This window comes from Rhodococcus pyridinivorans, assembly GCF_900105195.1.
In the GTDB taxonomy this organism is placed as follows: Bacteria; Actinomycetota; Actinomycetes; order Mycobacteriales; family Mycobacteriaceae; genus Rhodococcus; species Rhodococcus pyridinivorans.
Window position 1 is genome coordinate 2,997,445 of sequence record NZ_FNRX01000002.1, and the last position, 11,367, is coordinate 3,008,811.

An 11,367-nucleotide genomic window follows, 5' to 3' on the forward strand; every position below is an offset into this window, starting at 1 on the left:
CACTCGCAGAATGGGGTCACCGACTACGACGAGCATCACCATGACGACCGGCGCGCAGCCGATTCCACAGCCGCGATGGAGACTTCCGCTGGTGGGTGATCTGCTCAGCATCGACGTGGCCAAGCCGGTTCAGCGTGAGATGCAGATGGCACAGGAACTCGGTGGGATCTTCGAACGCAAGATCCTGCAGCACCGGTTGATCGTGGTCTCGGGCGCCGATCTGGTGCGCGAGGTCAACGACGAGGAGAAGTGGGCGAAGTTCCTCGGCAAGCCGCTGCGCAAGCTTCGCGTCATCGCCGGCGACGGACTGTTCACCGCGTTCAACTCCGAACCGAACTGGAGCAAAGCCCACAACATCCTCGGGCCTGGCTTCAGCCAGGCCGCGATGCGTGGCTATCACGACTCGATGCTCACCGTCGTCGACCGACTGGTCGACAGCTGGGACAGCGCGGCGGCCGACGGCGAGTATGTGGACGTGCCGAAGAGCATGACGTCGCTGACCTTCGACGTCATCGGCCGGTGCGGCTTCAGCTACGACTTCGACTCGTTCGGCCGCACCGAACCCGATCCGTTCATTGCGGCGATGAGCCGGGCGCTCGAGTACATCAACCGTTCGTCGAACGACATCCCCATCCTCCGGACACTGTTCGGCCGCAGTGCCAGGGAGCAGCATGAACACGACATCGCGCTGATGCAGGAGACGGTCGATCGCATCGTCGAGGAGCGGATGCGCTCCGGCGAGCAGCACGGCGATCTGCTGGACCTGATGATGCACACCGTCGATCCCGACACCGGCGAGCAGCTCGACCGTGAATCGATCCGCAATCAGGTGCTGACCTTCCTGGTCGCGGGTAACGAGACCACCGCGGCCACCCTGGGGTTCGCGGTCCATTTCCTGAGCCGACATCCCGAGGTGGTGGCGAAGGCACGCGCCGAGATCACCGAGGTCGTAGGTGCCGACGGCCGGATCGGGTACGAGCAGGTCGCCAAGCTGCGGTATGTGCGGCGGGTGGTGGACGAGACGCTGCGGTTGTGGCCGGCCGCCCCGGGTTATTTCCGCAAGGTACGCGGTGAGACCACGCTCGGCGGACGGACGCTGCCGAAGGGTTCGTGGGTGTTCGTGCTGTTGCCGCAACTGCACCGCGACCCGCTGTGGGGCGACGATCCCGAGCGGTTCGACCCGGACCGGTTCGAGCCCGCGGCCGTGCGCAAACGGCCGGCGCACATCTTCAAACCGTGGGGCACCGGCATCCGGGCCTGTATCGGTCGGCAGTTCGCGCTGCACGAGGCGGTGCTCACGCTCGCGTCGCTGATCCGGCGGTACGACTTCGCTCCGGAACCGGGCTACGAACTCGACGTTCACGAGGCGATCACATTGAAGCCCCGTGACCTACGGGTGCGGCTCTCCCCCGCCTGATCCGTCGCGTCGCCCCGGCAAGAGGGACGGCGGTCGGGTCGTCGACAGAGGCTGGCCGATCGGTGGCGACGAGCACGGCGATCCTTCCGATCATGCACTGAAAGACCACACGTCATCGCTCTATGCTCGGACGATGTTCCTTCTCTTCGGCTTCGGCACCAAGCGACAGAATCTCGGTCCAGGGCAGAACCGGACGTGTCCGCGCTGCCACAACACCACGCAGTGGCTCCGGATCCGGGAGTCCAAGCAGTTCACGCTGTTTTTCGTGCCGGTCGCGCGGTGGGGCCGCCGACAGTTGGAGCAGTGCGGGATCTGCGGTACCGCCGTGGAGATGTGAGCCCGGTCAGTCGGGATCGGCGAAGGCCACGAACGTCCTCGGCTGCCGTTCGGAGACGTGCCGTCATCCAGGCACCGCCCGCCTCCGGCGTGCAGACCGTGACCGAACCGTTATAGTCGGCGTCGTGACTACAGTTCTCGGTGTCTCGGTCGGTGCCAGCGCGGTGCGCTTTGCGCGACGTGACACCGGGAGCCTCGACAGCCCCGTCTTCGGATCCCACTTGATGCCCGCCCTGCTCGACCGGCCGGCCGAGCTGGCCGCGGAGTCCATCGAGACGATGCTCGCCGAAACCGACGAGATCGAGCAGGTGCGCGCCATCGGCGTCGCCTACCAGAACGAGACGCAGGCCGATTTCGTCCAGGGCGCGATGAGCCGCCTGGACATCGACAACTTCCGGCTCGTCCCGGAAGTGACCGCCGCGCTCGAAATGCTGGAAACCACAGGAGATCTCGACGACCACGAGACACTCGTGTTCTACGACCTCGGCAGCTCGGGCCTCACCGTCACCGTCGTCGATCGGAGCACCCGCATCGCATTGAGCACGGCACGCTCGGACCGGATCAGCGGCGACCTCGTCGACCACCTGATCTACGACCACCACGTCGAACTGCAGCGCTTCGCCGAGCCGGCCGACATGGCGGCGCAGCGGGCCCTCACCGCCCGGTGCCGCGACGCGAAGGAGCAGCTGTCCTCGAAGGACGCGGTGTGCATGCCCGGCGAGGGGGGTCTGCTACTGCTCTCGCAGGCCAGCTTCGATTCGCTCATCGACGGACCCGTGAAGGCCTCGGCCCGCCTCACCCTCGACGTCATCCGCCGCTCGGGACGCACTCCCGACGCCGCGGTGCTCATCGGAGGCGGAGCGAACATTCCACTGGTCACCGCCGTGATGGAGTCGTGGCTCGACATTCCGGTGATCGTGCCCTCGCAGCCCGAACTCGTGGCGGCGGAAGGCGCGGCGCTCCTCGCCCGCCCGGACACTGCGAAGGTCGTCGAGACGGCGGAGTTCGCTGCGCCGACGGAGTTCACCGAGACCGCACAGTTCGCCCCGCAGCTGGTCGCGCCGGACGCACCGACCGCAAGCTTCGCTGCCCCCGACATCCGGCAGGAGACCGAGACGCCCGCGCAGCCGCGGAACCGTCGACGCCTCCTGCTCGCCGGTGGTGCCGTCGTCGTCGCAGCGGCGATCGGCCTCGGTGTCGACCTGCTGCAGAATTCCGGTCGCCATCCGCAGCCCACCTCCACGCACCAGGAGACGCAGGAGCCACCGGCAGCGGAACCGCGGCCCATGACCACCACGGACGCATCGCCCGCGCCGGAAACCGTCCCGGCAGTGTCGGACGAGCAGTCGACGGCCATCGATCGCAGCGAGACCCGCACCACCTACCGGCCGCAGACGACGGCGGAGACCTCCGCGCAGGTCCCCATCACCACCGGCGCGCAGGACGATGCGGCAGCCGACACCTCGGTGCCGTCACTCGAACCGGAGCCGGCCCCAATGGTCCCCGGGCTCCCCCAGTTCGAGCTGCCGACGCTGCCGCCGCCTCCGCAGATCCAGCTCCCGCAGCTGCCCAGCATTCCCGGGTTCTGATCAATCAGCCGGAGACCGCCGCGGTGCGGCGCGCCGTCTCCGGTTCCGGATGAGGCAGCAGTCGCTGCCACCACCGGGCCACCTGCGGACTAGGAATCAGTCGCGCGATATGAATCAGTCGCGCGATATGGAACCGGTTCGTCTCGGGTCCGGTGCGAACCGGCGACGCGGGCGGCAGGATCCGCTTCCGCGGAGGCGGACGGCCGCGGGCCGACCGTGGCCGCGGAGACCTTCGAGGCGCTGGGGGCACTCGCCGACGCGGCCGATGCCCACGCCCTGGCCCCGATCGCGTACCGCGACCACGCCGACACCCAACGGTCCGTCGAAGCCGCCGCCGCGGCCGCGGCACTGGCTGCGCGATGCGATCACGCCTCGTCGCCTGCGCTGGACGAAGCGGCCCGCCCACTCCCCCTCACCAGCCGGGAACGGGAGTTCGCCGCCATGGTCACCGCCGGGCTGTCCAACCGGCAGATCGCCGACCGGCTCGTGGCGCCGGTCGGCACCGTCGAGGGGCACATCTACCGGGCGTGCACCGAACTCGACGTCTCCGACCGCACGGAGCTCGCCGAGTTGATGCGGGACACCGGCCGGCGCTAGCGCGACCTCCGGTTCATCCCATCGACTTCGATCCGTCGAGGGACTCGCGGATGATGTCGGCGTGTCCGGCGTGCTGCGTCGTCTCGGCGACGATGTGCAGCAGCGCGCGACGCACCGACCAGGCGTCCTCGATGTTCCAGGGGGCCTTGGGGAGTTCGTGGACGACGTCCAGCGACGGCAGCGTGCGCACCAACTCGTCGGTTCGGGCCGCCACCTCGTCGTAAGCGCGCAGCGCACCTTCGAGGGTCTCACCGGGCTGCAGCTGGAAGTCCTTGTCGCGTTCGGCGAAATCCTCTTCGGTCCACTCGGTGAAATCCTTCTCCATGTAGTCGGCTCCGACCACGAGGAAATCCGCCCAACCCCGCTCGACCTCGGTGACGTGCTTGATGAGACCACCGATCGTCAAGTTGCTCAACGTCGTTCGCTGCGACGCCTGTTCGGTGGTGAGATCGCGGGCCGTGAACCGCAGGAAGTGCCGAGCGTGGGCGAGGCTCGACAGCAGATCCCGGCGTTCCTGGTCGAGGGTCGGGGTGGCGTTCCGGGTGGTGGTGCTCTCGGTCATCGGGTGCTCCTCGTCGTCGTGATCCGGCAAGATCTACGCTACGAGCCATTGGTGCCAGTTCCTGTCACTTATAGGTCGGCAGGTGCGGAAGAATGAGGTCATGTCCGACACGAGCTCCCGCATCCTGCGGCTTCTGTCGCTGTTGCAGACCCACCGCTACTGGCTCGGCGCCGAACTCGCCGACCGGATGGGCGTCTCGTTGCGCACCCTGCGCCGCGACATCGAACGGCTCCGCGATCTCGGATATCCGGTGCGGTCCGATCGCGGGGTCGGCGGTGGGTATCAGCTCGCGCCGGGCGCGTCGTTGCCACCACTGGCTCTCGACGACGACGAAGCGGTCGCGCTCGCGGTCGGCCTACTCACCGCGGCCCAGACCTCGATCACCGGGATCGCCGAGATCTCCGTGCGCGCGCTGGCCAAGGTCATCCAGGTGATGCCGCCGCGACTGCGACGCCAGGTGGAGGCGATCGATGCGGCGACGGTCTCCGCCGATATCCCCTGGGCGACCCGCGCGACCGATTCGCAGCAACTCGTCACCGTCGCGCGCGCCTGCCGCGACGACGAACGCATCGTCTTCGAGTACACCGCCGCCGACGGCACCGCGACGGGCCGGCGCGTCGAACCCCGGCAGCTCGTCTCCCTCGGGCGACGCTGGTATCTCGTCGGCTACGACCTCGACCGCGGTGACTGGCGCAGCTTCCGGCTCGACCGCATGGCCGAGACCACGGCCACCGGGATGCGTTTCCGACAACGCGAGCTGCCCGGCGGCGACGCCGCGGCCTTCGTCGAACGCGGCATCCGCAGCCGCTCCCAGGTGAAGGTCAGCGCCGAGCTGGAGGCGTCGGAGCACGAGGTGCGCCGCCGGATCGGTCAGTGGGCCGAGGTGATCGCGATCGACTCCGAGCGGTGCCGGATCGAGGTGGACGCCGACAGCATGGACTGGGCGGTATTCGCCGTGGGTATGTCCGGTGGGCGGCTGCTCGGCGCGTCGCCACCGGAGTTCGTCGAGTACCTGGAGAACTGGTCGAATCGGCTGGTCACCGCCGACGAACACTCGAAGTGACCATCCATCCGGCGCTATGACACATCCCACAATCGGCCGGGCATCGGAATGCCGTCGGGGGTGGGGGTGGTTGCGCCACCCATGGATCTGTTCACACCCGTAGCCCTCGGAGACCTCGAACTCGCGAACCGCATCGTCATGGCCCCGCTGACCCGCCTGCGTGGTGGTTCGGCCGGTGTACCCGGAGACCTGATCGTCGAGCACTACCGTCAGCGGGCGAGTGCCGGCCTGATCATCACCGAGGGAACCTATGTGAACTTCGAATCGCAGGCCTTCGTCGGTCAGCCCGGCATCGTCACCGACGAGCAGGTCGCCGGCTGGCGTCGCGTCGCCGATGCCGTGCACGAGCGCGACGGACGCGTCGTGCTGCAGTTGATGCACGGCGGCCGCGTCACGCATCCCGACGTCAACGGTGGCCGGCGTGTCGTCGGGCCGAGCGCGATCGCCATCGACGGCCAGGTGCACACCGAGCAGGGCAAGCAGCCCTACCCTACGCCGCACGCGCTGACCATCGACGAGATCCCGTCCGTCGTCGATGATTTCGTCGCCTCGGCTCGCCGCGCGATCGATGCCGGATTCGACGGCGTCGAGGTCCACAGCGCCAACGGCTACCTGTTGCACGAATTCCTCTCCCCTGCATCGAATGTGCGGGACGACGAGTACGGCGGTTCGGTGGAGAACCGGATCCGCCTCGTCGTCGAAGTCGTGAAGGCCGTGTCGGCGGCAGTCGGCGCCGGACGTGTCGGGTTGCGGATCTCTCCCGAGCACAACATCCAGGACGCAGTCGAGACCGATCGCGACGATGTGCGTGCTGTCTACGGCTCTCTGGTCGACGCCCTGCAGCCCCTGGGCCTGGCGTATCTGTCGGTCCTGCACAAGGAGCCGACCGGAGATCTGGCGCAGGAGCTCCGGAAGCGTTTCGGCGGCAAGGTGATCGCCAACAGCGGTTTCGGCTCGCCGACCACGCGTGACGAGGCCGTGCAGCTGATCGACGATTCGCACGCCGACGCCGTGGCCGTCGGCCGCGCGCTGATCGCCAATCCCGACCTGGCCGAGCGCTGGCGGGACGGGCATCCGGAGAACGCACCGCGTCCGGAGCTGTTCTATGCATCCGGAGCCGAGGGGTACACCGACTACCCGTTCCTGCAGACCGTCTGAGCGTAAGCCCTACGAGGCGCTCGGATCCTTGCGCGCCGAACCGTTTCTCGCCGCTGCTGTAGCGCGGGCGAGCCTCGGTTCGGCGCGCGAGGTCGTTTCGGGCTCCCGAGACAGGTCGGGCATCATCCGTTCGAGCACCGGCCGCCAGCGCGCCACATCATCCGGGAAACACGTGCTCAGCAGCTCGACCATCGCCGACGGAGCGATCGAAGCGCCGGGCGACGCCCCGAGCAACCCGGCGATGCTGCCGTCCGCGCTCGCCACGACCTCGGTGCCGAAGGTCAGGACCCCGACCCTGCGACGATCGGGTTTGACGAGCTGAGCTCGTTGCCCCGCGTCGATCAACTCCCAGTCGGACTCCCGCGCCTCGGGACAGAATCGCTGCAGCTGCCGGAACTTCCGCGCGCGGGACGCGAGCAGCTGGCCGACGAGATAGCGCACCAGCGACAGATTCTGCAGGCCCACCGCCACCAACGGGGCGATGTTGTGCAGGCGCAGGGTGGTGAACAGATCGGTGAGCCGGCCGCGTGTGAGCAATCTCGTGCTGAACGTGGCGTACGGCCCGAACATCAACCACTCGCGGCCGTCGACGACCCGCTTGTCGAGATGCGGCACCGACATCGGTGGTGCTCCCACGTCGGCCTGGCTATAGACCTTCGCTGCATGCTGGGACACCACGTCGGGCTCGCCGGTGCGCAGGAACTGCGCGCCGATGGGAAAGACGGCGAAACCTCGCACCTCCGGGATCCTGGCCTTCTGCAAGAGTTTCAGGGCGTACCCGCCGGCGCCGACGAACACGAACCGGGATCGGACCGAGAACCGTCCCGTCTTCGTGTGCCCGGAGACGGTCCACCGCCCGTTGGCGGCGCGGCGCAGTCGTGTGACCTCGTGTCCGGTACGAAGCTCGACGCCACGACGACGCGCGTCCGACAGCAGTCGGTGTGTCAGGGCACCGAAGTCGACGTCGGTGCCCGCCTCGTAGCGCGTGGCGGCGACCGGTTCGGAGCCCGAGCGACCGGTCATCACCAGCGGTGCCCACCGCGCGATCGCGTCGGGGTCCTCGCTGTACTCCATGGCCGAGAACAGCGGCGAGCGTTGCAGGGTGGCGTGCCGCTGTCGCAGATAGTCCACATCGCGTTCGCCGAAGACGACGTTCATATGCGGTGTCACGTTCACGAACGTCGCCTCGCCCGGGTCGTCGAGGGACTGCCAGAACTGCCGTGAGATCCGGAACTGTCCGCCGATCTCCTCGGCCCGGGTCGAATCCGCGGGATCGGGCATGTAGTTCAGTTCGCACAGACCTGCGTGGCCGGTGCCCGCGTTGTTCCATGGGGCGCTGCTCTCGGCCGCGACCTCGTCGAGTCGTTCCAGGACGAGGATCGACCGATCGGGTTCGAGCCGTGTCAGCAGTGCACCCAGTGTTGCCGACATGATGCCGCCGCCGATCAGGACGGCGTCGTACTCCTGGTCGCCGTACTGTGCTCCGTCGGCAGAATGCCTCCGATCCACCATCATTCACCTGCTTTCGCCGTTGTCGACCTTCAGCGTGCCCCCTTCCGATTCATCCGTCCAATGAGATCTTGCAGGCAGTACCATGCAGATATGGATTGGTATGTGACGCCCGAGACCGCAATGGTCGCCCCGCTGCTCGTCGCCTTCGACGCCGCGGCGCGCGAAGGTCACATCACGCGCGCGGCGGATCTGCTCGACGTTCCCCAGTCTTCCGTCAGTCGCCGCATCCGGGCACTCGAGAAGGCAGTGGGTGTGACGTTGTTCCAGCAGTCCGGGCGAGGGGTCGTGCTGACGACTGCCGGGAGGGAGTTGCACGAACGCACCCGGCATCTGGTCCGCGAACTCGACGGTGCGATCACCACGGTGCGTGAGCACGCCGATCCCGACCACGGCCTCGTCCGCTTCGGGTTCCCGCTCACCCTCGGGCCGGTGAGCATCCCGTCGTTGCTGGCCGAGTTCCACCGACTGGCCCCCGGCGTCCGGTTGCATCTGGTCCAGGCACACGGTGAAGAGCTCGCGGAGATGGTTCGCGACGGCCGGCTCGATCTCGCCGTCATCATCCCTCCACCGGAGGATCTGCCGGTCACCGTGCTCGCGCAACAGCGACTGTTGCTCCACCTCCCGAGCAGCCATCGACTCGCCGGCCGTGCCCGCCTCGACCTGCGCGATCTCGCGGACGATCACTTCATCGCCAGCCCACCCGACTATCACATCCGCAGAGAACTCGAATCAGCTTGCGAAGAAGCAGGATTCGAACCATACATCGCGTTCGAGATCAGCGAGTTCGAAACGATCCGGGCACTGGTCGCCCAGGGCCTCGGTGTCGCACTGCTGCCTCGCTCGGAAACGCCTGTGCCCGGAATCGTGACCGTGCCGGTCGCCGGAATCGCGAATCGCACCATCGGATTGACGACCGGGACGAGGACGCCGTCCCCGGCGGTCGCGCGACTGCACGCTCACATCGCCGGGCACGCCGATAGATTCGACGGTCGCCGGCTCGATTCGTAGGTATCGTCCATCGAACGCAAGACATGGCGCACAGCTTCGCGAGCCGTGCGCCATCTCCTGCGTCGCCGGTCCCGACAAGGCGCAAGTCCGGGTTCGAATGGTCGCCGGCGGGGTATGCCACACAGATGCGATCGCCCGCAAACAGTGGTACCCGACGCCGCTGCCTACCACCAGCAAGGCGGCGCACTGTGAGAACATGTTCGATCTGCGCCATCCGGGCAGGAGCCGGTAACGATCTGCGACGTGCTCCGGCCGATGCTGGGGCGGTTCCCGTTCGGTCGGCCGGTGAAGACCGATCCGCTCGGGCAGATCGACACCACATTCGACGATTCGGCAGACACATCGACCCCCGAGCCCGTCGTCGCCTTTCTCTGACCTACCTACCGTCGAGGAGTTCTCCATGACAGCAACAGATCTCGGTTCCAGTGCCACGTTCGCCGGGCAACCGGTCGCCTCCCAGTTCATCGATGGGCAGTGGCGCGAAGGACGCTCCGACCGCGTCCTGACCGACACCAACCCGTTCGACGACAGCGTGGTCGCCACGATCCGCCTCGCTTCCGCCCAAGACGTCGACGCCGCCTACACCGCTGCCCGGGCAGCACAGACCGAGTGGGCCGCGACCGCTCCCGCCGAGCGCGCCACGGTCCTGCGTCGCGCCGCACAGATCCTCGAGCAGCGCCGAGCCGAGATCATCGACTGGCTGGTCGCCGAGTCCGGCTCGACGCGGATCAAGGCCGATACCGAGGTCTCCCTGGCCATCGGCATCACGCAGGAGGCGGCGTCGTTCCCGTCCCGGGTCCACGGATCGATCTTCGATTCGAACACCCCGAACCGTGAGATGCGGGTGTACCGAAAGCCCATCGGAGTGGTCGGGGTGATCAGCCCGTGGAATTTCCCGCTGCACCTGTCGCAGCGATCGGTGGCACCGGCGTTGGCGTTGGGCAATGCCGCGGTGATCAAGCCGGCCTCGGACACTCCGGTGACCGGCGGCCTGTTGATCGCGCGGATCTTCGAGGAAGCAGGCCTCCCGGCGGGAGTGTTGTCGGTGGTGATCGGCTCCGGTTCTGAGATCGGCGATGCCTTCGTCGAGCATCCCGTCCCGCGGTTGATCTCCTTCACCGGCTCGACACCGGTCGGCAAGCAGGTCGGTGCGGTCGCCACCGGCGGTAAGCACCTCAAGAAGGTGGCACTCGAATTGGGCGGCAACGCACCCCTGGTGGTCCTCGACGACGCCGATCTCGACGCGGCCGTCGAGGCAGCGGTGACCGGGTCGTTCCTGCATTCCGGACAGATCTGCATGGCCGTGAATCGCATCATCGTGCAGGCGCCGGTGTACGACGATTTCCTCGATCGGTTCACCCGAGCCGCGCAGGCCGTGTCCTACGGCGATCCGTCCGCAGACGGCACTTTGGTCGGGCCCGTCATCAACGATTCGCAGTTGAAGGGCCTCGAGGAGAAGATCGAGCAGGCCCGGGACGCCGGAGCACGCGTTGCTCTCGGTGGGGAGATCGACGGCCGGGTCGTGCCTCCGCACGTGTTCGTCGACGTCACGTCCGATATGGAGATCGCCCGCGAGGAGATCTTCGGCCCGATGGTCGCGGTCCTACGCGCCGATGACGAAGCACACGCCCTCGAACTGGCCAACGACCACGAATTCGGTCTGTCCAGCGCGGTCTTCACGCAGAACATCGACCGGGGACTGCAATTCGCGCATCGGGTCGAGGCGGGCATGACGTTCATCAACGAGATGACCGTTCAGGACGAGGCACACGTGGCATTCGGTGGCGAACGCAACTCCGGTCTCGGACGATTCAACGGCGAGTGGGCGATCGAGGAGTTCACCACAGATCACACCATCGGCGTGACTCGGCTGGTCTAGGCACGCCGCAGCGCCCTCCGACTCCGATACAGCATTTTGCCGTCTGCACCCTGTCCAGCCTCGGGGTGCAGACGGCAAGCTGTCACAGAAGCCTCCTCGGTTGACGGTGAGAACGCCCGGGCCGGCGTGCCGTTGCGTTCGCTGCCTCCTCTTTGTAGGCTCCGTTCATGGCAGGATTGTTGACAATCCTACAAACCCGGAGGCGGCCGATGGAGTTCCCGAACCGACGCGCCCATATTCTCTGCG

The 11,367-nt window shown here is 67.3% G+C and carries 10 protein-coding genes; 8 read left to right on the plus strand and 2 right to left on the minus strand.

The window, feature by feature from the left end:
• The first annotated feature begins 10 nt into the window (after nucleotides 1-10).
• From BLV31_RS14255 to BLV31_RS14270, 4 genes are all read left to right on the plus strand, one after another.
• Nucleotides 11-1,417 (plus strand): cytochrome P450, encoded by a 1,407-nt coding sequence (locus tag BLV31_RS14255; RefSeq protein ID WP_231780657.1) that lies wholly within the window; start codon nucleotides 11-13, stop codon nucleotides 1,415-1,417.
• A gap of 133 nt (nucleotides 1,418-1,550) precedes the next feature.
• Nucleotides 1,551-1,754, plus strand: coding sequence for a zinc-ribbon domain-containing protein (locus tag BLV31_RS14260; protein ID WP_024100896.1), 204 nt, complete (start codon nucleotides 1,551-1,553; stop codon nucleotides 1,752-1,754).
• 124 nt (nucleotides 1,755-1,878) lie between these two features.
• Nucleotides 1,879-3,342: a DUF7159 family protein gene (locus BLV31_RS14265; RefSeq protein ID WP_064060976.1), complete on the plus strand. Its 1,464-nt coding sequence runs from the start codon at nucleotides 1,879-1,881 to the stop codon at nucleotides 3,340-3,342.
• A 216-nt stretch (nucleotides 3,343-3,558) separates the two neighbouring features.
• On the plus strand, nucleotides 3,559-3,939 hold the full coding sequence (locus BLV31_RS14270; protein WP_174556284.1) for a helix-turn-helix domain-containing protein: 381 nt from the start codon (nucleotides 3,559-3,561) through the stop codon (nucleotides 3,937-3,939).
• 13 nt (nucleotides 3,940-3,952) lie between these two features.
• Here BLV31_RS14270 and BLV31_RS14275 read toward each other — a convergent pair whose 3' ends face one another.
• Entirely contained in the window at nucleotides 3,953-4,501 is a 549-nt protein-coding gene (locus tag BLV31_RS14275; protein WP_174556285.1) for a DinB family protein, read from the minus strand.
• A 100-nt stretch (nucleotides 4,502-4,601) separates the two neighbouring features.
• On the opposite strand from BLV31_RS14275, the gene BLV31_RS14280 reads away from it, so the two are divergent.
• Both BLV31_RS14280 and BLV31_RS14285 read left to right on the plus strand, forming a co-directional pair.
• The gene (locus BLV31_RS14280) at nucleotides 4,602-5,564 is read left to right on the plus strand and encodes a helix-turn-helix transcriptional regulator (RefSeq protein ID WP_024100892.1); all 963 of its coding nucleotides are present in this window, start codon (nucleotides 4,602-4,604) and stop codon (nucleotides 5,562-5,564) included.
• An 81-nt stretch (nucleotides 5,565-5,645) separates the two neighbouring features.
• Nucleotides 5,646-6,722, plus strand: coding sequence for an alkene reductase (locus BLV31_RS14285; protein ID WP_064060974.1), 1,077 nt, complete (start codon nucleotides 5,646-5,648; stop codon nucleotides 6,720-6,722).
• Between the two features lie 9 nt (nucleotides 6,723-6,731).
• Here BLV31_RS14285 and mqo read toward each other — a convergent pair whose 3' ends face one another.
• Entirely contained in the window at nucleotides 6,732-8,237 is a 1,506-nt protein-coding gene (gene mqo, locus BLV31_RS14290; protein WP_064060973.1) for a malate dehydrogenase (quinone), read from the minus strand.
• A gap of 87 nt (nucleotides 8,238-8,324) precedes the next feature.
• On the opposite strand from mqo, the gene BLV31_RS14295 reads away from it, so the two are divergent.
• Nucleotides 8,325-9,242 carry a LysR substrate-binding domain-containing protein gene (locus tag BLV31_RS14295; protein WP_064060972.1) on the plus strand — a complete coding sequence of 306 codons (918 nt, stop codon included), beginning with the start codon at nucleotides 8,325-8,327 and terminating at the stop codon, nucleotides 9,240-9,242.
• A 400-nt stretch (nucleotides 9,243-9,642) separates the two neighbouring features.
• The gene (locus BLV31_RS14300) at nucleotides 9,643-11,121 is read left to right on the plus strand and encodes an aldehyde dehydrogenase family protein (protein WP_064060971.1); all 1,479 of its coding nucleotides are present in this window, start codon (nucleotides 9,643-9,645) and stop codon (nucleotides 11,119-11,121) included.
• The last annotated feature ends 246 nt before the right edge of the window (nucleotides 11,122-11,367 follow it).

Bases quoted from the DNA above. Each gene is read 5' to 3' on its own strand.
- BLV31_RS14255 (WP_231780657.1), top strand. From the start codon at position 11: ATGGGGTCACCGACTACGACGAGCATCACCATGACGACCGGCGCGCAG.
- BLV31_RS14260 (WP_024100896.1), top strand. From the start codon at position 1,551: ATGTTCCTTCTCTTCGGCTTCGGCACCAAGCGACAGAATCTCGGTCCA.
- BLV31_RS14275 (WP_174556285.1), bottom strand. From the start codon at position 4,501: ATGACCGAGAGCACCACCACCCGGAACGCCACCCCGACCCTCGACCAG.
- BLV31_RS14280 (WP_024100892.1), top strand. From the start codon at position 4,602: ATGTCCGACACGAGCTCCCGCATCCTGCGGCTTCTGTCGCTGTTGCAG.
- BLV31_RS14285 (WP_064060974.1), top strand. From the start codon at position 5,646: ATGGATCTGTTCACACCCGTAGCCCTCGGAGACCTCGAACTCGCGAAC.
- mqo (WP_064060973.1), bottom strand. From the start codon at position 8,237: ATGATGGTGGATCGGAGGCATTCTGCCGACGGAGCACAGTACGGCGAC.
- BLV31_RS14295 (WP_064060972.1), top strand. From the start codon at position 8,325: ATGGATTGGTATGTGACGCCCGAGACCGCAATGGTCGCCCCGCTGCTC.
- BLV31_RS14300 (WP_064060971.1), top strand. From the start codon at position 9,643: ATGACAGCAACAGATCTCGGTTCCAGTGCCACGTTCGCCGGGCAACCG.